Origin of the sequence: Variovorax sp. KK3 (assembly GCF_001984055.1) — a bacterium.
In the GTDB taxonomy this organism is placed as follows: Bacteria; Pseudomonadota; Gammaproteobacteria; order Burkholderiales; family Burkholderiaceae_C; genus Variovorax.
This window is the reverse complement of the sequence record NZ_LYVO01000026.1, coordinates 56,835-77,470: the sequence shown is the minus strand read 5'-3', so window position 1 is coordinate 77,470 and position 20,636 is coordinate 56,835. Positions and strand designations below refer to the sequence as shown.

General features: G+C 67.9%; 23 protein-coding genes. 14 read left to right on the top strand and 9 right to left on the bottom strand.

What is annotated here, in order from left to right; all coding sequences use genetic code 11:
• Positions 1–5: 5 nt before the first annotated feature.
• The 8 genes from B0W80_RS14870 (at position 6) to B0W80_RS14835 (ending at position 7,197) form a co-directional block, all read left to right on the top strand.
• Positions 6–800, top strand: a complete 795-nt coding sequence (locus tag B0W80_RS14870) for a transporter substrate-binding domain-containing protein (RefSeq protein WP_143684629.1) — start codon at positions 6–8, stop codon at positions 798–800.
• A 200-nt stretch (positions 801–1,000) separates the two neighbouring features.
• The gene (locus tag B0W80_RS14865; RefSeq protein ID WP_083745410.1) at positions 1,001–1,792 is read left to right on the top strand and encodes a transporter substrate-binding domain-containing protein; all 792 of its coding nucleotides are present in this window, start codon (positions 1,001–1,003) and stop codon (positions 1,790–1,792) included.
• 25 nt (positions 1,793–1,817) lie between these two features.
• Entirely contained in the window at positions 1,818–2,513 is a 696-nt protein-coding gene (locus B0W80_RS14860; protein ID WP_076999926.1) for an amino acid ABC transporter permease, read from the top strand.
• Between the two features lies 1 nt (position 2,514).
• Complete coding sequence (locus tag B0W80_RS14855) at positions 2,515–3,216, top strand: amino acid ABC transporter permease (RefSeq protein ID WP_076999925.1); 702 nt, start codon at positions 2,515–2,517, stop codon at positions 3,214–3,216.
• An 87-nt stretch (positions 3,217–3,303) separates the two neighbouring features.
• Positions 3,304–4,032 carry an amino acid ABC transporter ATP-binding protein gene (locus B0W80_RS14850; protein ID WP_179106929.1) on the top strand — a complete coding sequence of 243 codons (729 nt, stop codon included), beginning with the start codon at positions 3,304–3,306 and terminating at the stop codon, positions 4,030–4,032.
• 57 nt (positions 4,033–4,089) lie between these two features.
• The gene (locus B0W80_RS14845; RefSeq protein ID WP_076999924.1) at positions 4,090–5,073 is read left to right on the top strand and encodes a zinc-binding dehydrogenase; all 984 of its coding nucleotides are present in this window, start codon (positions 4,090–4,092) and stop codon (positions 5,071–5,073) included.
• Between the two features lie 44 nt (positions 5,074–5,117).
• Positions 5,118–5,903, top strand: coding sequence for a 2-keto-4-pentenoate hydratase (locus tag B0W80_RS14840; protein ID WP_076999936.1), 786 nt, complete (start codon positions 5,118–5,120; stop codon positions 5,901–5,903).
• 91 nt (positions 5,904–5,994) lie between these two features.
• Entirely contained in the window at positions 5,995–7,197 is a 1,203-nt protein-coding gene (locus tag B0W80_RS14835; RefSeq protein ID WP_076999923.1) for a pyridoxal phosphate-dependent aminotransferase, read from the top strand.
• Positions 7,198–7,213: 16 nt separating this feature from the next.
• Here the strand turns inward: B0W80_RS14835 and B0W80_RS14830 are convergent, their stop codons facing one another.
• Positions 7,214–8,119, bottom strand: a complete 906-nt coding sequence (locus B0W80_RS14830) for a c-type cytochrome (RefSeq protein WP_076999922.1) — start codon at positions 8,117–8,119, stop codon at positions 7,214–7,216.
• Positions 8,116–9,072: a VOC family protein gene (locus B0W80_RS14825; protein ID WP_076999921.1), complete on the bottom strand. Its 957-nt coding sequence runs from the start codon at positions 9,070–9,072 to the stop codon at positions 8,116–8,118. The genes B0W80_RS14830 and B0W80_RS14825 overlap by 4 nt, the downstream gene beginning before the upstream one ends.
• Before the next feature lie 120 nt (positions 9,073–9,192).
• Here B0W80_RS14825 and B0W80_RS14820 point away from each other — a divergent pair, with 120 nt between their 5' ends.
• Positions 9,193–9,909 carry a TetR/AcrR family transcriptional regulator gene (locus B0W80_RS14820; RefSeq protein WP_076999920.1) on the top strand — a complete coding sequence of 239 codons (717 nt, stop codon included), beginning with the start codon at positions 9,193–9,195 and terminating at the stop codon, positions 9,907–9,909.
• Here B0W80_RS14820 and B0W80_RS14815 read toward each other — a convergent pair.
• The 4 genes from B0W80_RS14815 to infA all read right to left on the bottom strand — a co-directional run bounded on the left by B0W80_RS14815 (position 9,906) and on the right by infA (position 12,244).
• The gene (locus tag B0W80_RS14815; RefSeq protein WP_076999919.1) at positions 9,906–10,259 is read right to left on the bottom strand and encodes a hypothetical protein; all 354 of its coding nucleotides are present in this window, start codon (positions 10,257–10,259) and stop codon (positions 9,906–9,908) included. The two genes, B0W80_RS14820 and B0W80_RS14815, sit on opposite strands and share 4 nt — an antisense overlap.
• 92 nt (positions 10,260–10,351) lie before the next feature.
• Entirely contained in the window at positions 10,352–10,522 is a 171-nt protein-coding gene (locus tag B0W80_RS35485) for a hypothetical protein (RefSeq protein WP_179106926.1), read from the bottom strand.
• Between the two features lie 35 nt (positions 10,523–10,557).
• Positions 10,558–11,958, bottom strand: coding sequence for an ATP-dependent RNA helicase DbpA (dbpA, locus tag B0W80_RS14805; RefSeq protein ID WP_076999917.1), 1,401 nt, complete (start codon positions 11,956–11,958; stop codon positions 10,558–10,560).
• Between the two features lie 19 nt (positions 11,959–11,977).
• Positions 11,978–12,244 carry a translation initiation factor IF-1 gene (infA, locus tag B0W80_RS14800; RefSeq protein ID WP_068679401.1) on the bottom strand — a complete coding sequence of 89 codons (267 nt, stop codon included), beginning with the start codon at positions 12,242–12,244 and terminating at the stop codon, positions 11,978–11,980.
• A 385-nt stretch (positions 12,245–12,629) separates the two neighbouring features.
• On the opposite strand from infA, the gene B0W80_RS14795 reads away from it, so the two are divergent.
• On the top strand, positions 12,630–13,688 hold the full coding sequence (locus B0W80_RS14795) for a S1C family serine protease (protein WP_076999916.1): 1,059 nt from the start codon (positions 12,630–12,632) through the stop codon (positions 13,686–13,688).
• Between the two features lie 10 nt (positions 13,689–13,698).
• Here B0W80_RS14795 and B0W80_RS14790 read toward each other — a convergent pair whose 3' ends face one another.
• On the bottom strand, positions 13,699–14,757 hold the full coding sequence (locus B0W80_RS14790; protein ID WP_076999915.1) for a sugar phosphate isomerase/epimerase: 1,059 nt from the start codon (positions 14,755–14,757) through the stop codon (positions 13,699–13,701).
• 142 nt (positions 14,758–14,899) lie between these two features.
• On the opposite strand from B0W80_RS14790, the gene B0W80_RS14785 reads away from it, so the two are divergent.
• Positions 14,900–15,781, top strand: a complete 882-nt coding sequence (locus B0W80_RS14785) for a gamma-glutamyl-gamma-aminobutyrate hydrolase family protein (protein WP_076999935.1) — start codon at positions 14,900–14,902, stop codon at positions 15,779–15,781.
• Positions 15,782–15,815: 34 nt separating this feature from the next.
• Here B0W80_RS14785 and B0W80_RS14780 read toward each other — a convergent pair whose 3' ends face one another.
• Together B0W80_RS14780 and B0W80_RS14775 are read right to left on the bottom strand one after the other, a co-directional pair.
• Positions 15,816–15,998, bottom strand: coding sequence for a hypothetical protein (locus tag B0W80_RS14780; protein WP_076999914.1), 183 nt, complete (start codon positions 15,996–15,998; stop codon positions 15,816–15,818).
• Positions 15,999–16,009: 11 nt separating this feature from the next.
• Positions 16,010–18,940, bottom strand: a complete 2,931-nt coding sequence (locus B0W80_RS14775) for a DNA topoisomerase III (protein WP_076999913.1) — start codon at positions 18,938–18,940, stop codon at positions 16,010–16,012.
• 141 nt (positions 18,941–19,081) lie between these two features.
• Here B0W80_RS14775 and B0W80_RS14770 point away from each other — a divergent pair, with 141 nt between their 5' ends.
• Genes B0W80_RS14770 through B0W80_RS14760 form a run of 3 tightly spaced genes read left to right on the top strand, consistent with a single transcriptional unit; the run spans position 19,082 to position 20,633 of the window.
• Positions 19,082–19,639, top strand: a complete 558-nt coding sequence (locus tag B0W80_RS14770) for an SET domain-containing protein (protein ID WP_076999912.1) — start codon at positions 19,082–19,084, stop codon at positions 19,637–19,639.
• Positions 19,640–19,641: 2 nt separating this feature from the next.
• Complete coding sequence (locus B0W80_RS14765; RefSeq protein WP_076999911.1) at positions 19,642–20,436, top strand: biotin--[acetyl-CoA-carboxylase] ligase; 795 nt, start codon at positions 19,642–19,644, stop codon at positions 20,434–20,436.
• Between the two features lie 5 nt (positions 20,437–20,441).
• The gene (locus B0W80_RS14760) at positions 20,442–20,633 is read left to right on the top strand and encodes a sporulation protein (protein WP_076999910.1); all 192 of its coding nucleotides are present in this window, start codon (positions 20,442–20,444) and stop codon (positions 20,631–20,633) included.
• Positions 20,634–20,636: the final 3 nt, after the last annotated feature.

Below are 20,636 nucleotides of genomic sequence, written 5' to 3'. Positions count from 1 at the left end.
ACGACATGACGATTCCATCCGCCGGTGATGCCGCTGCCACGCTGCCAGCACAACTGCTGGCTTCGGCGCGCGACGAACTCGCGCCGGGCGGCCGCCTGCGCGTCGGCGTGGTCCATGCGCCGGAAGCGTCGACTTTCTTCGTCGCACGCGACGAGGCGGGCAAAGTGCGAGGCGTGACCGTGGACCTGGGGCTGCATCTGGCGAGCGAACTCGGCCTGGACGCCGAGATCGCGAGTTTTCCAAACTCCGGCGAACTCACCGATGCGATCGAACAGGGCGCCGTCGACCTGGGATTCATGCCGGTCGACGAGGAGCGGCGCCGACGCCTGGCTTTCGGCCCCGCCTATTTCCTCATCGAGAGCACGGCGCTCGTGCGTGGCAACGCGCCGTTCCACGAGGTCATGGACCTGAACCGGCCCGGCGTGGTCGTGGCGGGCATCGCGAACACGACCACCGTGCGCAACGCGGCGCGCGTGCTCGACGCCGCCAGCGTCGTGTCGATTCCCGACGTGGCCGCGGCGGTGCGCGCGGTGGACGAAGGACAGGCCGACGCGCTCGTGCTGTCGCGCGACGTGCTGCTCAACTATCAGCGCTTCATCGCGGGCTCACGGGTGCTAGACGGTCGGCTGCATGCCACCGGCATCGCGGTGGGGCTGCAGAAAGGCAAGCCGGCGGCCCTGGAGTGCCTGCAGCAACTGATGACGCGGGCCATCGCTGGTGGAACGGTCCGCCGCATCTTCGACCTGCACGGCTTCGAGCGCGAGCCCGTCGCCGCCGTGGAAGACATCGAGCAGCACTGACTCCAAGGGCAATGGCATGGTTTCTGCTGGGTAGTCTCGCGAGAAAGAATCGTATCCAATATCGTATTTTTTGATCGCCTTCGGTGCATGTCGAGCATTTCGCGCATGCGCAGGAGTCAGTTGGGCCAAGGCAGCACGCCTGGGCCCGGTATGGCAAGCAAAGGGCACCGCACAGGTGCCACACGGAAAGAGAACCCGATATGAAGCGTTCAATGTTTGTGCGTGCGGCCGCCCTGGCTGCCCTCCTCGGTACCAGCCTGTTTGCGCAAGCGCAGTCCACGTCGACCCTGCAAACGGTCAAGTCCCGCGGCACCCTGATCGCGGGGGTGCGCTTCGACTCGCCGCCCTATGGCTTCGTCGACGCCGCCGGCAAGAACATCGGCTTCGACGTCGAGTTCGCCGAGGACATCGCCAAGCGCCTGGGTGTCAAGTTGGAGCTGGTGCGCGTCACCGGGCAGTCGCGGATTCCCACGCTGACGGCCGGCAAGGTCGACATGCTGATCGCAGCCATCACCAAGACCGCCGAACGCGAAAAGGTGATCGACTTCACCACCACCTACGTGACGGACGGCAGCGCAGTCGTCGTTCGCAAGGGCAGTCCGATCCGCACGCCCTCCGACCTGAACGGCCGCGCGGTGAGCTTCGTGCAGGGCACGACCGCCGATGCGGGGCTGAAGGAACAGGCGCCCCAGGCGGTGGTGACGAAGTTCCAGGAGTACCCGGCCGCCTTCCTCGCCTTCCAGCAAGGCGTGACCGAGGCCTTCATCGGCCAGGCTCTCGGCCTGGACCAGTACATCAAGACCGACCCCAGCAAGTACGAAGTGCTGCCCAAGCTCGTGATCGTGGACCCCATCGCCATCGGCGTGCGCAAGGGCGACGACGAGTGGCGCACCGCGCTCGACGGGCAGCTCAAGGCGATGGTGGCGGACGGAACCTGGGATCGCATCATCAAGAAATACGTGAGCACACCGGTCGAGAAGCCGAAGTTCTGACGGCGCGGCAGCAACGGGTCATAACGTGCAATTCGACTGGAAATTCCTGGCCGATCCACGCCTCGCAGAGGCGCTGATCGCCGGCCTCAAGACCACCGTCGTGCTCAGCCTGTGCAGCGCCGCGGGCGCGCTGCTCATCGGCATCGTCCTCGCGACCTGCCGCGTCGGTGGACCGCGCATCGTGCAGCGCGCCGCGCGCGGCTACATCGACGTGGCGCGCAACGTGCCGCTCATCATCACGATGTTCTTCTTCTACTTCGGGCTGACCAACCTGTTCCCGCCCATGGAGTACGGCTTGCTGCGCACGCCGCATCTGGCGATGGTCGTCACGATCGTCGCCATCGCGCTGGTCGAAGGCGCCTTCGTCGCCGAGGTGCTGCGACAGGGCGTCGAATCGGTGCCGGTGGGGCAGCTCGAAGCCGCGGCGGCGTGCGGCATTCCGGGCCCCACCATGTACCGGCACGTGGTCATTCCGCAGCTGCTGCCGCTGGTGTTGCCCGGCCTGTCGAGCGAGATGGTCAACGTCATCAAGGGATCGACCTTCGCCATGACCATCAGCGTCATGGACCTCATGTGGCAGGGCCAGAACCTGGAGTCCGAAACCTTCAAGGGGCTGGAGATCATGACCGCCGTAAGCGTCGTCTACTTCCTGCTCTCCTTCGCCACCATCGGCGTGTTCCGGTTGTTCGAAAGGCTGGCGAAATCGCCGGTGCATCGTTGATATGGTCATCCTCGACAACCTCCGATTCCTGCTGCTGGGCACCTTTCCGAACGGGCCCATCGGCGGGCTTGCGCTGACCGTGCTGCTGTCGCTGTTCGTGGGCGCAGGTGCCTTCTGCTACGGCGTGATGATCGCGGCGCTCTCGCTGTCGTCGTCGCGCTGGATCGCCGGCACCACGCAACTGGTGACTACGCTCGTTCGCAGCCTGCCTTCGCTGGTGTTCCTGTTCTGGCTGTACTTCCTGCTGCCTGCGATCCTCAACGTGCAATTCACGCCGCTGCAAAGCGCGGTCATCGCCCTGTCGATCTACCAAGGGTCGTTCATCGGCGAAGACCTGCGGGCCGGCCTGCTGGCGGTGGCGCGTGGCCAGCGCGAAGCCGGCGCCGCCACGGGTCTGAGCCCGGTGCAGATCTTCCTGCACATCCGGCTTCCCCAGGCCGTGCGTGCCACCGTTCCGGCCCTGGTCAACCGCTACATCAACCTCTTCCTCTACACCTCGACGGCGTCGGTGGTGGGCGTGCTGGAGTTCACCGGCACCGTCACGCTGGTGAACAACCGCCTGCTGACCCATCCGATCCAGATCTTCGGCTTCGCAGCCCTGGTGTACTTCGTCTTCTGCTATGCGATCGCGAGCTTCGGCCGCTACCTCGAAGGCCGCTGGAACTGGGCGCCGAAGATTACCCGGTCGCAGAAGGCCGTCTGAGCGCACCCGAGTCAACGCCGTATGAAACGCCCATCCGCATCCGACACCCCCATGACCCACAACCAAGACGACGCCGACAAGCCCGTGATCGTGCGCATGCGCAACGTGAACAAGTTCTACGGCAGCCACCAAGTCCTCACCGACGTGAGCCTCGAGGTCGCCCAAGGCGAGGTCATCGTCGTGTGCGGGCCGTCGGGCTCCGGCAAGAGCACCTGCATCCGCTGCATCAACCAGCTCGAACCCATCCAGTCGGGCGAGATCGTGGTGTTCGGCGAGCCCATCGACACGTCCCGCGCCGGGCTGTCGCGCCTGCGGACCAAGGTCGGCATGGTGTTCCAGCAGTTCAACCTCTACCCGCACAAGACGGCGCTCGAGAACGTGATGCTGGCGCCCATGAAGGTCAAGAACCTGACACGCCCGCAGGCCGAGGAGATCGGCATGAAGCTGCTCACGCGGGTGGGGCTGGGCGCGAAGGCGCAGGCGTATCCGGCCTTCCTGTCGGGCGGACAGCAGCAGCGCGTGGCCATCGCCCGCGCGCTGGCGATGCAGCCCGCGGTGATGCTCTTCGACGAGCCGACCTCCGCGCTCGACCCCGAGATGATCCAGGAAGTGCTCGACGTGATGATCTCGCTGGCCAAGGACGGCATGACCATGATCATCGTCACGCACGAGATGAACTTCGCGCGCCGCGTCGCCGACCGCGTCGTCTTCATGGACGCCGGCAAGGTGCTGGAAGTCGCGCCGCCGGAGCAGTTCTTCTCGAACCCGCGGGAGGAGCGCGCCAAGCAATTCCTCTCGAAGATCCTTTCGCATTGAGTTTCCACCGAGTTGCCATTGGGTTCCCAACTGAATTCGCACCGAAGACCGAACGACATGAAAGCCATCACCATCCACGAGACATCCCCTCACCGCGCCCTGCGCTGGGGCGAGGCGCAGAGCCCCGCACCCAAGCCCGGCGACCTGCTCGTCGCGGTTCGCGCCGCGGGCCTCAACCGGGCCGATCTACGGCGGGCGGTGTCGCACTTCGCGGCGACCGAAAAGAGCACCGCCGTGGCCGCCGCAGGCCTCGAGTTCGCCGGCGAGGTGATCGCGGTGGGCGCGGAGGTGCAGGGCTTCGCCGTGGGCGACCGGGTCATGGCGATGAGCAGCGGCGCCTTTGCCGAGCAGGTGGTGGTCGACTACCGCTTCGCCGCGCACGTGCCGCCGTCCATGGACTGGACGGCCGCGGCGTCCATTCCCGTGTCCTTCATCACCGCGCACAACGCGCTGGTGACGGCGGGTGGATTCACCGCCGGCGAGACTGTGCTGGTGCAGGCCGCGAGCAGCGCGGCCGGCATCGCCGCCGTGCAGATCGCCAAGGTGCTCGGCGCCTCGAAGATCTTCGGCACCGCCGGCAACGCCGAGAAGCTGGCCCGCCTGCGCACGCTGGGCTGCGACGTGGCGATCAACTACCGCAGCGACGACGTCGCCGCCATGGTGAAGGAAGCGACCGGCGGCGCTGGCGTGCAGGTCATCGTCGACCTGGCGGGCGGCAACACCTTGTCGCGCTCGATGGATGCGGCCGCGGTCCATGCGCGGCTGGTGCTGGCAGGCCGGGTCGCCGGCGCGGAATCGACGATCAGCGTCGACGAGTTCTCACGCAAACAGTTGCGCATGGTCGGCGTCACCAACCGCACCCGCACCATCGAAGAACGCTGGCGCGTGGCCGCGCAGTTCAAGCATGACCTGATGCCTGCCTTGCAGAGCGGTGCCCTGGTGCCGGTGGTGGACAAGGTGTTCCCCATGCAGGACGCGGAGTCGGCCTACGCGTACATGGAAAGCAACGTGCATTTCGGAAAGATCGTGCTCGCGACGTGATCGCGTCGCAGCCGTCGAACCCCAGTCAAGAAACCGAGGACATCATGGAATTCATCCAGGAAGCGGCACGGATCATTGCTGAGAACAGGCTCTCGCTCTCGCGGCTCCCGGCGTTGCCGCCGGAGGTGCGCCCCGACGACCTGGACAGTGCCTACCGCGTGCAGGATGCGCTGCACGAGAAGCTCACGCCGCACCTGGGCCCGCTGGTGGGCTACAAGATCGGCTGCACCAGCGAGATCATGCAGCGCTACCTGGCCATCCCCCACCCTTGCGGTGGCGCGCTCTACGCCAAGCGCCTGCTTGAGAGCGGCGTGCAGTTGAAGGCGGCGGATTTCGTGCGGCTGGGTGTCGAATGCGAGATCGCCGTGAAGATGGGCGCGGACCTGCCGGCCAGCGGCGCACCCTACACGGCCGACACGGTGGCAGACGCAGTCGAGTGCTATTACCCCGCGATCGAATTCGTCGACGACCGCTACGTCGAATGGGAGACGCTGGGCGCACCGACGCTGATCGCCGACGACTTCTTCAGTGCCGGCCTGGTGCTCGGCGAGCCGGTGTCCCGATCGAACGCGCCCGACCTGCAGGCGGTGGTCGGGCGTGCGCTCATCAATGGGGTCGAGGCATCGCGCGGCACGGGTGCCGACGTGCTCGGGCACCCGCACAACCCGCTGGCCTGGCTTGCCAACCACCTGGCCGCGCGCGGGCAGATGCTGCGCAAGGGCGACACGGTGACGGTCGGCAGCGTCGTCAAGACGATCTGGCTCAACGCTGGCGACGAGGCCCGCATGGAGTTCGACGGACTGGGCAGCGTGTCGCTGAAGCTGAACTAGCCGACCTTCCTGCGCTGCCCCGACGTGCCCCGCCGCGCGCCACCGTGCCGGAGGGGAGAGCTTTGCCTGAATTTCACGAGGAACCATCCACATGCCACAACTCGCTCACAGGGCCACTGCCATCCGGCCTTCTCCCACCATCGCCATGAACGCCCGTGCCTCCGAGATGGCACGCGGAGGGCGCGACGTGATTCCGCTGAGCCTCGGCGAGCCGGACTTCCACACGCCCGACAACGTCAAGGAAGCCGGCATCGCCGCGATCCGACGCGACTTCACCAAGTACACGCCGACCGACGGCTACGCGCAGGTCAAGAAGTCGATCGCCGCCAAGCTCGCGCGCGAGAACGGCATGACCTGCACGCCCGACCAGATCGTGGTGGGCGGCGGCGCCAAGGTCATCATCCTCGCCGCGGTGCTGAGCATCGTGAATCCGGGCGACGAGGTGGTGATTCCTGCGCCCTACTGGGTGACCTATCCCGACCAGGTCGAGCTCGCCGGCGGCAAGCCGGTGTTCGTCGAGGGCAAGGAGGCCACCGGCTTCAAGGTGACGCCGGAGGACCTGGCCGCTGCACTGACACCCCGCACCCGGGCCATCATCTTCAATTCGCCGAGCAATCCGTCGGGTGCGGTCTACACGGCCGAAGAAATCAAGGCGTTGGCGGCCGTGCTCGCGCCCTACCCGGAGGTGTGGATCGTCACGGACGAGCTCTACGAGCACCTGACCTTCGACGGCAAGCGGGCCGTCTCCTTCGGCGAGGCGGCGCCCGAGCTGCTGGACCGGGTGATCACGATCAACGGCTTTTCCAAGGGCTACGTCATGACCGGCTGGCGGCTCGCTTTCGCCGCCGGGCCGCGCGCGATCATCAAGTCGATGTCCGACCTGCTGAGCCAGCTGACGGGCAGCCCCAACAGCATCGCGCAGGCCGCGGCCGTGGAAGCGCTCGACGGCGACCAGGGCTTCATCGCCGCGAACCGCGCCACCTTCCAGGCGCGGCGCGATCTGGTGGTGGACGCCATCAACCGCATTCCCGGGCTGTCGTGCCTGCGGCCGGCCGGCACCTTCTACGTCTACATCAACTGCGGTGGCTGGCTCGACAAGACCACCCAGGCCGGCAGGCGGCTCGGCAGCGACATCGACGTGGCCGAAGCGCTGCTGGACGAGGCGGAGCTGGCGACCGTGCCAGGAACGGTGTTCGGCCTGAGCCCGTTCTTCCGGATCTCCATCGCGCTGGAGCAGCCGCTGCTGCTCAAGGCCATGGAGCGCCTTTCCGCATTCGCCGCAGCGTTTCGCTGACGAGAAGAAGCAGCGCTCAGCGCGCCGCCGCGCCCGGCAGGCTCTTCAAGTACACGTAGAGCGCGCGCACGTCGGTGTCGTTCATCGCCGCGAGCGAGCCGAAGGGCATGACCGCGACCGGCGTGCCGTCGGGCCGCTTGCCGGTCTTGAACATGCGTGCGAACGATTCGGCATCGGCGTAGCGCGACATCGCGTTGCCATCGCCGGGCGTGAGCTTCGCGGCCGCCGGCCAGTCGGGCGGCCCGCCCGGCACCTTGCCGCCTTCCAGCTTCGCGCCGTGGCAGCCCAGACACATGTTGGCCACGTAGGCGCCGTGCTGCACGTTCACGCCTTCGGCGACCGGGCGGGCCGGCGGCAGGGCGTGGTCGATCTTGCCGGCGGCGTCGTGGATGAAGCCGTAGCCGTACATCGCTCGCACTGGCAGGGGCAGGTCGACCACCGCCGCGCCGCCCTCGGCCGGCGGCAACTGGCGGACGTAGGCGACCAGCGCGGCCAGGTCGTCGTCGGTCAGGCGGTTGTAATCTTCGCTGGGCATCACCATCAGCGGGCGGCCGCCGGGCGCGATGCCGTGGCGGATGGCGCGCACCCAGTCTTCCGGCTTGTAGCCGGCCACCACGTTGCCGGCGCCGGGGGTGATGTTGGGCCCGGCGATGCGCATGCCTTTGCCGTCGTCGAGGAACATGTGGCCGTTGCCCTTGGCGCCATGGCAGTCCACGCAACCGCGCGAGGCGAACAGATAGCGGCCGCGCTCGATGGCGGCGGAATCGTTCTGGAAAGCCACCGGCTGCACGGCGACCTCGATGTGCCGCTGCATCTTGCGGCGGGCGAACTGGTCGCCCGCGAAGAGCGCGGCGGCGGACAGCAGGAGCAGGACGATCAGCGCGATCGCGGCGCGCCGGAACCAGCGGCGCGACGTGCTCATCGCGACACCTCCGCGCGTTGCCGCGGCGCGCGCGAGAGCTTCTGCGCGATCAGGCCCGCCGCCATCTTCAATTGAAGCCGCAGCCGCGGCTTGTGCCCCCAGGTGCTGGTGACGCTGGTGTGCTGCGTGTCCCAGCCCTCGGGCTCGATGCTGCGCGTGCCGGCGCCGATCTCGAAGTCGAAGCCCGAGGGCGTGGCGCCGTAGAACGAGAAGGTGCCGTCCGGATCGGGGTGCTGGCCCAGCTCGAGCGACAGCGGCACCTTGTGGCGCTGCGCGCGCTCGAAGGCGATGCCGATGTCGGCCAGGCGCTCGGCCTGCAGCATGAAATGGTGGATGCGCTTGGACAGGGGCATGTCGAACAGCGCGATGGAATGGTGGCGGCGGTTGCAGTGCAGGAACACGCCTCGGATGTCCATCGGCCCGACGCGGGTGGCGAGCCGTTCGGTTACGCCGAAGCCCAGCAGGCGATAGAAGGTTTCCATCGCATCCAGATCGTGCGACACCAGCACGGCATGGCCCAGGCCTGCCTCGCCGGTGTGAAAGCCATCGGGAAAGGCCTGCGACGCGAAGGGCGCCGGTGCGCGGTCCATGCCGATGAACAGCTCGATCGTGTTGCCGGCCGGGTCGGCGCAGCGGTGCAGGCGCTGCACGCGGCGGGACGCGTGCAGATGCGCGTCGGCGTGCTGAACCGTGATGCCGGCCTCGCGCAGGCGCGCCAGAAGGCGATCGAGCGCGGCCGCGTCGCCGCATTCGAGCCCGATCGCCGCCAGGTCGTCGGACGGGCCTTCGCGCACGATCAGCCGTTGCGCCGCTTCGTCCAGTTGCCAGCCGTGGCTGCCGTCGACGTTGGCGACGGGTGCTTGCAGGCCCAGCATGTGGTGGCAGAAGTCGGCCCACCGGGTGGGGCGGCGCACTTCGAAGACCAGATAGCCGAGGCGGAGGTCGGGGCACATGGCAAACTCGCTTTCGTTGGATGTTCTGATCAAAAATGGTCGCTGTGTCTAAAAATGAATGATGCTGTGAATTTCGGGACGCCGTCCATACCACTTTTGCCAGATGCCCTGGCCGAAAGTGTGTGGCGGCCGCGCCCCGGGCTGCTCAAGCGCGAGCGCACGCGCTTGCAACTGGTGCAGGCGGCGATCCGGGTGTTCGCGGCGCGCGGCATCGCGGGCGCCACCATGCAGGAGCTGGCCGCCGCGGCCGGCATGACGACCGGGACGGTCTACAACCACTTCAAGACCAAGGAAGAGGTGGCACGTGCGGTGGCGCTGCTGCTGGCCGACACGCTGTGCCGCCGCATCGGCGACAGCCAGCAGGGCATCGACGAGGGCGCGCAGCGCATGGCGATCGGCAACCAGCGCTACATCTGGCTGGCCGAGCAGAGCCCGGCCTGGACGCTGATGATGCTGGACGTGGCGATCGCGGCGCCCGAGCTGCTGCTGGAGATCGGCCAGTACACGCTGGCCGACCTGCGGCTGGGCGTGAAGCAGAAAGCCTTTCGCATTCCCGGCGAGGCGGCGGCGCTCGACCTGATCAACGGCACCATCAGCCAGGCGATGCGCAGCGTGGCGCTCGGCCTGGTGCCGCGGCATCACGGCCGCGACGTGGCGACCTGCGTGCTGCGGGGGCTGGGCATGGACGCGGCGGCTGCGAAGGAGGTGGCGCACCGGCCACTTCCGCCCTTTCCGCCATTTCCGCCCTTCCCCGCTGCTCCGCCTTCCTCGTCCAAGGCCGCAACGACTGCGGCCGGCACGTCCCGGGTCGCGGCGAAGAAAGCCCGGCGGGGCTAGTGCTGTCGGCCTCGAGGCGCCGGGTCGAGGTCGTCGGCCGGGGCCTCGTCGCGCCCGCCGCTCCAGCCCAGCAGCTCGGCCAGCCGGCGCACGATCCAGCGGCTTTCGGCGGCGGAGACACCCGCCTCGGGCGTCGTCAGGCCCGCATGGATGCGGCCGAGGATCTCGTTTTCATCGGGCACTTCCACGTGGTTCAGCACCTGGGCATGGCCGACCAGGTGGTTGGCCAGGTCCTCGCAGATCTCGTAGCGCACGCGGATGGTCGCCATCGGCTCGGTCAGCCTCTGGCGCGCGTCGGTGTAGAGCGCGAAGAACGAAGGCGGGATGTGGATCTGGTTGTCGTCGGACATGAAAGCGCGAGCCCGGGGCGGGCGGTCACCATGAAATGAAAAACGCGCCCGGGAAGGGCGCGTCATCGCTTGCTGCCGGAGGCCGGCCGGGCTCAGCCGCCCTTCTTGGCCCGCTTGCCGGGGTTCTTCTTGCTGCGGGTCGCGGTGCCGCGCTCGAGGCTGATCTTCTGGCCGCCACCCGTCCTGGGGAGCGTGTAGCCGGCAACGGGAACGGGCTTGGGAGAGGCCTTGCGGTCGGCCTCGGTGCGGATCTTCTGGGTCATGAAGGGCTCGGTTGAAAAATGGGGAAAGGCCGACATTAGGCCACATCGGCCAGCAGCCGGACCTTGACGGACCGGCCCTTGACGCGGCCGGTGGACAGCCTGTGGGCGGCTTCGCGCGCGATGCGCCGGTCGACCGCCACGTACGTGGAGAACTCGTTGATGCTGATCTTGCCGACCTGCTCGCGGGTGAAGCCGGCCTCACCGGTCAGTGCGCCCAGCACGTCGCCGGCGCGGATCTTGTCTTTTCGGCCGCCGGCGATCTGCAGGGTGGCCATGGGCGGCAGCAACGGGCCTTCGTCGTCTTGCGCAGCCAGCTCGGCGAGCGGATGCCATTCGGACGGGCGGCCCTGCAGCTGCTCGATCTTGCCGACGCGGCCCATCTCGTCCAGGCTGGCCAGGCTGAGCGCCAGGCCGTCGGCGCCGGCCCGGCCCGTGCGGCCGATGCGGTGGATGTGCACTTCGGCGTCGGGCGTGACGTCGACGTTGATCACGGCTTCGAGCTGCGCGATGTCGAGCCCGCGCGCGGCCACGTCGGTGGCCACCAGCACGGAGCAACTGCGGTTGGCGAACTGCACCAGCACCTGGTCGCGCTCGCGTTGTTCGAGCTCGCCGAACAGGGCCAGCGCGCTGAAGCCCTCGGCCTGCAGCACCTCCACCAAGTCGCGGCACTGCTGCTTCGTGTTGCAGAAGGCCAGGGTACTTTGGGGGCGGAAGTGCTTGAGCAACCGGCCCACGGCATGCAGGCGCCCGTCGTCGACCACCTCGTACCAGCGTTGGCGGATGCGGCCTTCCTCGTGCTGCGCCTCCACGGCGATCTGCTGCGGGTTCTTCATGAACTGCGCGGCGAGCTTCGCGATGCCCTCGGGGTAGGTGGCGGAGAACAGGAGCGTCTGGCGATCCTTGGGGCACTGGCGCGCGACTGCGGCGATGTCGTCGAGGAAGCCCATGTCGAGCATGCGATCGGCTTCGTCGAGCACCAGCGCGTTGAGCGCTTCGAGCTTCAGGCTGCCGCGCGACAGGTGATCGAGGATGCGGCCCGGCGTGCCGACCACCACGTGCGCGCCGTGCGCCAGGCTGGACAGCTGCCCGCGCAGCGCAACGCCGCCGCAGAGGGTGACCACCTTGATGTTTTCCTCGGCGCGGGCGAGGCGGCGGATTTCGACCGTGACCTGATCGGCCAGCTCGCGCGTCGGGCACATCACGAGCGACTGCACGTCGAAGCGGCGGGGTTGCAGTCGGGCCAGCAACGCCAGGGCGAAGGCGGCGGTCTTGCCGCTGCCGGTCTTGGCTTGTGCGATGAGGTCGTTGCCGGCGAGCGCGACGGGCAAACTGGCCGCCTGGATCGGCGTCATCTGCAGGTAGCCGAGCTGCTGCAGGTTCGCCAGGACGGGCGGCGCGAGCGGCAGCGTCGCGAAGTCGACGGCGTGGCGGGTCACGGGAACAGGGGAGACGCGATCAACGGCGCGGGCCGTTGTTGCCGCCGGTGGGCGGCGGGCCACGGCGCTCGAGGTGGCGGAAGGTGATGCGGCCCTTGGTCAGGTCGTAGGGCGACAGCTCGAGCGAGACCTTGTCGCCGGCCAGGATGCGGATGTGGTGCTTGCGCATCTTGCCGCCGCTGTAGGCGATCAGCTGATGGCCGTTGTCGAGCGTGACGCGGTAGCGGGAGTCGGGCAGCACTTCCGTGACTGCGCCGTTCATTTCGATCAGTTCTTCCTTGGGCATGCGGACCTCTGAATGTTGCTTGGATACTCGAATCGGGCGCCTGCGCACCGCGACGCCGCGATGCGTAAGAGACAGTGAGAGGGTGCGGGCCCGGCCGGGATCTGGCGCCCACCGGAGCGGACAGCGCGCCCTGTTCGCTTCAACGGAGTACGAAGGCCCCACGACGACAGCGCGAGGCCGGCTGGTGATTTGCCCCGGGGCACCCGGGTCAGCCGGAAAGTGACGAAATGCTTCGTCGGCGATCGAAACGAACCCCGCATTCTAACCGCACTGGCATGACAGTTGCTCGGCACGTCTGCATACGGACGACAGGCCACGGCGCCCCTTGCGGCCGGGCCGCGCGCGGCGCACCATCTGAGGCGTCACCGTTCCAAGGAGCGCGGCCATGAATGATCGAGTATCGAGCGAGCGGCTGCGGGTGCTCCTTGCCGGCATCTTCTGGCTGTTCCTGTTGGCCGCGGTGCCATGGGCCATGGCGGCCACGCCGCCCCAGCCCGATCCGGCATCGTCTTCGCAGATCCAGGCCCTGCAGCGCGCCGGAGATGCGGTGGTCTCGCTGCGCATCACTGCCACCGAAGGAGCCGCGTCGGCGGAGTCGCTCGGCGCGCGACGCTCGGGCTCCGGCGTGGTGATCGGCCCCGACGGACTGATCCTCACCATCGGCTACCTGCTGCTGGAGGCCGAGAGCATCGAGGTGATCACCCAGGACGACCGCACCTTGCCTGCGCGCCAGGTCGCTTACGACCTGGCCACCGGCTTCGGCCTGCTGCGCACGCTGGTGCCCCTGCGCGGCATCCAGCCCGTGCCGCTGGCCGGCGTGGGCGGGCTCACGCCGGGCGAGCTGCTGCTGGCCGCCACCGGCAGCAACAGCGGCACCGAGGTCGGCTTCACCCGGCTGCTGGGCGTGCGGCCCTTCTCGGGCTATTGGGAATACCACATCGAGTCGGCCCTCTTCACCAGCCCGCCGATTCCTTCGCACAGCGGCGCACCGCTCTTCAACCGCAACGGCGAGCTGCTGGGCATCGGCAGCCTGTTCGTGCTCGAGTCGGTGCCGGGGCAGACGAGCCCGACGCCCGGCAACATGTTCGTGCCCGTGGAGTTGCTGCGTCCGGTGCTCGGCGAACTGCAGGCCAACGGCCACACACGCGCGAGCGTGCGGCCGTGGCTCGGCTTGTCCTCGTCGGAGCGCGACGGCCACGTGCAGATCGTGCGCGTCGACCGTCGCGGGCCGGCGCTGGCCGCCGGCATCCAGCCCGGCGACGTGGTGCTGGAGGTCGACGGCGTGGGCGTGGCCACGCTCGAGGCTTTCTACAAGCAGCTCTGGAAGCGCGCCGCGCCCGATGCCGAGGTGGAACTCACGGTGCAGCAGGGCTCGGAGACGCGCAAGGTGCGCGTGCAGGCGGTCGACCGCATGAAGACGCTGAGCAAGCCGGCCGGCATTTGATCGGGTCGCTTCAGCCCGCGATGCCGAGCATGCGGCGGTTGGCGGCCTGGTCCACGCCGCCGGCCGCGAAGTCGTCGAAGGCCCGGTCAGCCACGCGGATGATGTGGTCGGCGATGAACTTCGCGCCTTCGCGCGCGCCGTCCTCGGGATGCTTGAGGCAGCACTCCCATTCGAGGACGGCCCAGCCCGGGAAGTCGTAGGCCGCCAGCTTGGAGAAGATGGCGCCGAAGTCCACTTGGCCGTCGCCCAGCGAGCGGAAGCGGCCTGCCCGCTGCAGCCAGGGCTGGAAGCCGCCGTAGACGCCCTGCTTGCCGGTCGGGTTGAACTCGGCGTCCTTCACGTGGAAGATCTTGATGCGCTCGTGGAAGTGGTCGATGTAGGTCAGGTAGTCGAGCTGCTGCAGCAGGAAGTGGCTGGGGTCGTAGAGCAGGCAGGCACGGCGATGGTGGTCGACGCGGTCGAGGAACATCTCGTAGGTCACGCCGTCGTGCAGGTCTTCGCCGGGATGGATCTCGTAGCAGACGTCGACACCGGCCTCGTCGAAGGCGTCGAGGATCGGCCGCCAGCGCCGGGCCAGTTCGTCGAAGGCCTCGTCGATCAAGCCCGGCGGCCGCGGCGGCCACGAATAGAGATAAGGCCAAGCCAGCGCACCCGAAAACGTCGCATGTGCCGTGAGCCCCAGGTTGGCCGATGCCTTGGCCGCCAAAAGCAGCTGTTCCACCGCCCACTGCTGCCGCCGTACCGGGTCGTTGCGCACTTCAGGCGCCGCGAAGCCATCGAAGCCCGCGTCGTAGGCCGGATGAACGGCCACCAGCTGACCCTGAAGGTGGGTCGACAGTTCGGTGATGCGGATGCCATGGCGTGCCAGCGTGCCCTGCACTTCGTCGCAGTAGGTCCGGCTTTCGGCGGCCTTGCGCAGGTCGAACAGGCGCGCGTCCCAGCTCGGAATCTGCACGCCCTTGTAGCCCAAACCTGCAGCCCAGCCGCCGATGGCGTCGAGCGAGTCGAAAGGGGCAGTGTCGCCCGCGAACTGGGCCAGGAAAATGGCGGGGCCCTGGATGGTCTTCATTCGGTCTCCTGATCTTGGGGCGCATGATGGCGCAGGCGCATCCTAGCTGTGCGGTCCTGTCCGACAAACGTGCGGGGCGGGCTGTCCACTGGACAAGTGCCCGGAACGTTCCAGAATATTCCTACTGTTCGTCTTGATCGCGATGTCACAAACCGTTTCCGGCCGGCTCAAGATCGGCCTCTCCGCCTGCTTCTCTCATGCCGACCCGGATCGGTCCTTGTTCACCAACAAGACGCTCCAATACGTCGAGCAGTCGATCGCGCATTGGCTGATGTCGGCCGGCGCCATGGTGGTGATGGTTCCCTGCCCCACGGGCGAGACCGCACGCGGCGACACCAAGCTCTCGCATTACGCCGAGTGGCTCGATGGCGTGGTCATGCACGGCGGAGCCGACGTTTGGCCCGGCAGCTACGGCGAGGTGCCGCTCAAGGACGCGTGGATCGGCGACCGCATCCGCGACCTCTACGACCTGGCGCTGGTCGAAGCCTTCGAGCAGGCCGGCAAGCCCATCTTCGGCGTCTGCCGCGGACTGCAGCTCATCAACGTGGCCTTCGGCGGCACGCTCTACCAGGACATCGAGGCGCAGCATCCCAACGCGCTTCGGCACCGCGACCCCGTGACCTACGACCAGAACTTCCACGAGATCGGCATCGTGCCCGGCACGCGGCTGTCGAAGCTGTACCCGGGTGTGGAGCGGGCCCGGGTCAACAGCATCCACCACCAGGGCGTGAAGGATCTCGCGCCCAACTTCGAGGTCGAGGCTTGGAGCGTGCCCGACCACGTGCCGGAGGCGATCCGCCGCAAGGACGGCCGCGGCCGCAGCTACATCTCGGCCACCCAATGGCACCCGGAGTTCCACAAGTACGGCAGCACCGAAACGGTGGACGACACAGCCATCCTCGAAGACTTTCTCTGGGCCTGCGCGACCGCCAAGGTCAGCCCGCGGGGGCCGCTGCGCAGCGCGCCCGGACGCATCCGCAACCGCGCCGCGCGGCTGCTGCGCCAGGCACTGCTGATGCGCTGAACGCGGCCGCGGCGGCGCATCGACGCCGCGAAGATCAGTCGCGCGACGAGCGGTTGCGCGTGTTGCTGACGCCCGCGTCGATGGTTCCGAACACGGTGATGCCGCTGCTGCCGCTGCCGGCCGTGCTGCCGGCGTCGCCACCGCCCCGCGACGACGCACAGCCGGCCGTCAAGCCAAGCGCCATCGCGAGACAGAGGGCGGGAACAAGTTTCTTCAAGGCGATCTCCTTCAGCTGAGGTGCTTGCCCACGATGCCCGCGATTTCGAACATGGTGACTTGGTCCTTCCCGAAAACAGGCCTCAGCTTGGCGTCGGCGTTGACCGCGCGCTTGTTGGCTGCGTCCTGCAGGTTGTGGGCCTTGATGTAGTCCCACAGCTTCTTGATGACCTCGGTGCGCGCCACAGGTTCCGTGCCGATCACCGCGGCGAGCGCATCGCTGGGCTTGAGGCCGGCCGATGGCTTGCGCGCTGCCTTGGGTGCCGCGGCCTTCTTGGCGGCCGGCGCCTTGGCCTTGCTGCCCGCAGCCGTCTTCTTCGCTGCCGGCGCGGCCTTGGCGGCGAAGGTCTTGCGCGGCGGAAACTTGCTCTTGCCTTCGCGTGGCTCGAACTCGAAGCTCACCTTGCCCTCCTCGGCGTTCCAGGCCAGGAAGGCCTTGAACGACCGGCGCGTGCGCATCGAGACGAACTTGTCGAGCAGGTCGGTCTTGCCGGTGGCCAGCAGCTTCTCGACCTGGGCGCGGTCGACCGGCTGCTGCAGGATGATCTTGCCGGTCTTGAAGTCGCAGCTCGGCGTCGGCTGTGCCTCGGTGGGCACCGACTTCTCGCAGACGTAGTTGCTGGCGTTCTCGAACACGTGCGCACCGCACTTGGGGCAGGGACCCAGCGCGTGCTGGCCGCTGAAGTCGACGATCTCGCCGGTCTCGCCCTCCTTGTCGTCGCCGAAGTCGAACTCCAGCTTCCAGTTCTTCGCCTCTTCATCGAACTTGATGATGATCTCGGAGGTGAAGGGCCAGCCGGCCTTCGAGCGGAAGCCTTCGAGCGGGCCGATGTGCTTGTCGCGCAGCAGCTGCTCGGCCTCGGCCACTTCGAAGGTGCGGCCGGCCGGCGACTTGCCGAAGGAGAAGCCGCACGGTTCCTGCCCCTGCTTGCCGGTGCAGGCGTAGCGGCGGTAGTTTTCGCGCACCACGCCGCCGCAGTTGGGGCACGGCGTCGCGAGCGTGGCGTAGTCGCCGGGCACGGTGTCGCGGTCGTATTCCTTGGCCTTGCGCACGATGTGCTGCGTCATCTCGGCGATCTCGCGCATGAAGGCGGCACGGCTGAGCTGGCCGTGCTCCATCTGCGAGAGCTTGTGTTCCCATTCGCCGGTGAGTTCGGCCTTGGACAGCTCTTCCACGCCCAGGCCCCGCAGCAGCGTCATGAGCTGGAAGGCCTTGGCGGTCGGGATGAGCTCGCGGCCTTCGCGCAACATGTACTTTTCGGCCAGCAGGCCTTCGATGATGGCGGCGCGTGTGGCCGGCGTGCCGAGCCCTTTCTCCTGCATCGCCTCGCGCAATTCGTCGTCGTCGATGGTCTTGCCGGCGCCTTCCATGGCGCCCAGCAGCGTGGCTTCGGAATAGCGCGCCGGCGGGCGGGTCTTCAGGCCCTTGGGCTCGACCGACTCGACGTTGACCTGCTCGCCGGGCTTCACCGGCACCAGGCGCTTGCTGTCCTTGTCGTCGGTCTTTTCCTCGTCCTCTGCTTCCTTGCCATAGATCGCGAGCCAGCCGGCCTTGACCAGCACCTTGCCGTCGCTGCGGAAGGTGTACTTCTTGCCCTCGTGCTGCACCGTGCTGATGCGCGTGGTGATCTGGTATTCGGCGCTCGGGAAGAACACCGAAAGAAAACGCCGGACCACGAAGTCGTACAGCTTCTGCTCGGCCTCCGACAGGCCGCTGGGGGCCTGCAGCGTCGGGATGATCGCAAAGTGGTCGCTGACCTTGGCGTTGTCGAAGACGCGCTTGGTGGGCTTCACGTACTTGCCGTCGATGGCCTCTTTCGCGAAGGGCGCGAGGTGGCGCATGCCGCTGGTCGACAGCATTTCCATCGTCTTGTGCACCACCGGCAGGTAGTCCTCGGGCAGCGCGCGCGAGTCGGTCCGCGGATAGGTCAATGCCTTGTGGCGTTCGTACAGGCTCTGGGCCAGGGCCAGCGTGGTCTTGGCGCTGTAGCCGAAGCGGCTGTTGGCCTCGCGCTGCAGCGAGGTCAGGTCGAACAGCAGCGGCGATGCCTGCGTGGTGGGCTTGCTTTCCTCGGTGACGCTGGCCGTGCGCCCGCGCGCGGCCTGGGCGATGGCCTCGGCCTCGCGCTGGCTCCAGACGCGGTCGGCGCGCTGCTCGGGGTCGGGCAGGCCGTCGGGGCCGGGCGGCGGCTTCTTCCACTCAGGGTTGAACCACTTGCCGGGATAGTCGCCCGCCTCGGCCAGGAAGGTGCCGTGCACTTCCCAATAGTCGCGGCTGACGAACTTGCGGATCTTTTCCTCGCGCTCCACCACCACCGACAGCGTGGGCGTCTGCACCCGGCCCACGGTGGTCAGGAAGAAGCCGCCGTCGCGCGAGTTGAAGGCGGTCATGGCGCGCGTGCCGTTGATGCCGACCAGCCAGTCGGCTTCGGAGCGCGAACGCGCCGCATCGGCCAGGCCCTGCATCTGCTGCTCGCTGCGCAGCTGGTCGAAGCCGTCGCGGATGGCCTGCGGCGTCATCGACTGCAGCCACAGGCGCCGCACCGGCTTGCCCAGCGGCGCCTTGCCGCCGGCGTACTGCTCGATGAGGCGGAAGATCAGCTCGCCCTCGCGGCCCGCGTCGCAGGCGTTGATGAGCTGGCTCACGTCCTTGCGCCGCGCCTGCTTGACCACCGCGTTGAGCCGGGTCTTGGTCTTGTCCACCGGCTTGAGGTCGAAGCGCGGCGGAATGACGGGCAGGTTGGCGAAGCTCCACTTGCCGCGCTTCACGTCGAACTCTTCGGGCGCCTGGATCTCCACCAGGTGGCCCACGGCGCTGGTCACGACGTACTGCTCGTTCTCGAAGTGCTCTTCGTGCTTGTCGAACTTGCCGGCGACCGGCGTGAGCGCGCGCACGATGTCCTGTGCCACCGAAGGCTTCTCTGCAATTACCAATGTCTTCATCAACTGTTCCTCTTGTCCGGCCGACGCGGGGCCCCGGCCACACCCTGTGCGGGAGCGCGGAAGCCACATCTACAATCTGCGGCTTCTCGCGTGCGCACGCGCACGCGCATGCGTACATATTCAAACTAACAGACTTCGGCGATGCCTTCCAAATCCCCCACAACCGGCGGTCGCCGCATCCAGACCCGGCGCTCCGGCGTGCATGGCAACGGCGTGTTCGCCGTGACGGACATCGCCGAGGGCGAGACCCTGATCGAATACAAGGGCGAGCTGATCAGCTGGCCCGAGGCGCTGCGTCGCCACCCGCACGACCCGGCGCAGCCCAACCACACCTTCTACTTCCACATCGATGACGAGCGTGTGATCGACGGCGGCGTCAAGGGCAATGCCGCGCGCTGGATCAACCACTCGTGCGAGCCCAACTGCGAGGCCGACGAGGACGGCGGCCGCGTCTTCATCAAGGCGCTGCGCAACATCGCCGCCGGCGAAGAACTCAACTACGACTACGGTTTGATCATCGACGAGCCGCTCACGAAGAAGCTCAAGGCCGAGTTCCCTTGCTGGTGCGGCTCCGGCGAGTGCCGCGGCACGCTGCTCGCGGCCGGGGAAGAGAAAAAAGGCAAGAAGAAAAAGAACAAGGGCAAGAAGAGCAAGAAGAGCGAGAAGAGCAACAAGGCCGGAAAGAACGGCAAGCACTGACCATGGCCGACTCCTGGTTCGAAGACGCGATCGCCGCGGCAGTGGCCCCGCAGCTGCCGGGGCTGGCCGTCGAGGTGGTCGACGAGATCGACTCGACCAGCAGCGAGCTGATGCGCCGGGCGCGCGATGGCCGCATTCAGCCGACGCTGATGGTCGCGAAGCGGCAGACGGCCGGCCGCGGCCGCATGGGCCGGCCCTGGCAGAGCGCGCAGGCCGAGCGCGAGCCCGCCTCGCTGACCTTCTCGCTGGGGCTGCCGCTGATGCCGCGGGACTGGTCCGGCCTGTCGCTCGCGGTCGGCGTCAGCGTGGCCGAGAGCCTCGACCCGTCGAACGCGGCCGACGTCGCGCTCAAGTGGCCCAACGACCTGTGGGTGAACGAGCGCAAGCTCGGCGGCATCCTGATCGAAACCGCCGTGCCGCAGGACGGCATCGCCGAGCGCTACCTGGTGATCGGCATCGGCATCAACATCGGCGCGCGCGAGGGCACGGGCATGAGCACCGCGCCGGCCTGGATCGCGCAGTGGCGCCCCGATGCCACCGCGCCCCAGCTGCTGCGCGAGATCGTGCCGCCGCTGGTGTCGCAGGTGCTGCTGTTCGGCGAGCGCGGCTTCGTGCCCTTTGCCGAGCGCTTTGCTGCGCGTGACCTGCTGCGCGGACGCGAGGTGCAACTCAGCGACGGCACCACGGGCCACTGTGAAGGCGTCGGCTGGGGCGGCGAGTTGCTGGTGCGCACGGCCTCGGGCATGAAGACCGTCACCAGTTCCGAAGTGAGCGTGCGGCCGCGCGCCGCGGGCTGAGATCCATGCCGTTGCGCGTGCTCGTCGTTCTGCTGCTGGTGGCCAACCTGCTGTACTTCACCTGGTCGCGTGGCGGGCTGGCCATGTTCGGCATGGTGCCCGCAAGCCTGGCGCAGGGCGAGCCGGAGCGGCTCACGCAGCAGATCCGGCCGCAGATGCTGAAGATCCTCAAGGACGAGTCGGCGCCCAGGCCTTAGTCC

What these genes read in the sequence shown, in the direction of transcription:
- B0W80_RS14840 (WP_076999936.1), top strand. Translation starts at nt 5,118, where the DNA reads ATGGAATTCATCCAGGAAGCGGCACGGATCATTGCTGAGAACAGGCTC.
- B0W80_RS14765 (WP_076999911.1), top strand. Translation starts at nt 19,642, where the DNA reads ATGGCCGACTCCTGGTTCGAAGACGCGATCGCCGCGGCAGTGGCCCCG.
- B0W80_RS14845 (WP_076999924.1), top strand. Translation starts at nt 4,090, where the DNA reads ATGAAAGCCATCACCATCCACGAGACATCCCCTCACCGCGCCCTGCGC.
- B0W80_RS35485 (WP_179106926.1), bottom strand. Translation starts at nt 10,522, where the DNA reads ATGACCCAGAAGATCCGCACCGAGGCCGACCGCAAGGCCTCTCCCAAG.
- B0W80_RS14760 (WP_076999910.1), top strand. Translation starts at nt 20,442, where the DNA reads ATGCCGTTGCGCGTGCTCGTCGTTCTGCTGCTGGTGGCCAACCTGCTG.
- B0W80_RS14795 (WP_076999916.1), top strand. Translation starts at nt 12,630, where the DNA reads ATGAATGATCGAGTATCGAGCGAGCGGCTGCGGGTGCTCCTTGCCGGC.
- B0W80_RS14830 (WP_076999922.1), bottom strand. Translation starts at nt 8,119, where the DNA reads ATGAGCACGTCGCGCCGCTGGTTCCGGCGCGCCGCGATCGCGCTGATC.
- infA (WP_068679401.1), bottom strand. Translation starts at nt 12,244, where the DNA reads ATGCCCAAGGAAGAACTGATCGAAATGAACGGCGCAGTCACGGAAGTG.
- B0W80_RS14855 (WP_076999925.1), top strand. Translation starts at nt 2,515, where the DNA reads ATGGTCATCCTCGACAACCTCCGATTCCTGCTGCTGGGCACCTTTCCG.
- B0W80_RS14775 (WP_076999913.1), bottom strand. Translation starts at nt 18,940, where the DNA reads ATGAAGACATTGGTAATTGCAGAGAAGCCTTCGGTGGCACAGGACATC.
- B0W80_RS14785 (WP_076999935.1), top strand. Translation starts at nt 14,900, where the DNA reads ATGTCACAAACCGTTTCCGGCCGGCTCAAGATCGGCCTCTCCGCCTGC.
- B0W80_RS14835 (WP_076999923.1), top strand. Translation starts at nt 5,995, where the DNA reads ATGCCACAACTCGCTCACAGGGCCACTGCCATCCGGCCTTCTCCCACC.
- B0W80_RS14865 (WP_083745410.1), top strand. Translation starts at nt 1,001, where the DNA reads ATGAAGCGTTCAATGTTTGTGCGTGCGGCCGCCCTGGCTGCCCTCCTC.
- B0W80_RS14790 (WP_076999915.1), bottom strand. Translation starts at nt 14,757, where the DNA reads ATGAAGACCATCCAGGGCCCCGCCATTTTCCTGGCCCAGTTCGCGGGC.
- B0W80_RS14770 (WP_076999912.1), top strand. Translation starts at nt 19,082, where the DNA reads ATGCCTTCCAAATCCCCCACAACCGGCGGTCGCCGCATCCAGACCCGG.
- B0W80_RS14825 (WP_076999921.1), bottom strand. Translation starts at nt 9,072, where the DNA reads ATGTGCCCCGACCTCCGCCTCGGCTATCTGGTCTTCGAAGTGCGCCGC.
- B0W80_RS14815 (WP_076999919.1), bottom strand. Translation starts at nt 10,259, where the DNA reads ATGTCCGACGACAACCAGATCCACATCCCGCCTTCGTTCTTCGCGCTC.
- B0W80_RS14870 (WP_143684629.1), top strand. Translation starts at nt 6, where the DNA reads ATGACGATTCCATCCGCCGGTGATGCCGCTGCCACGCTGCCAGCACAA.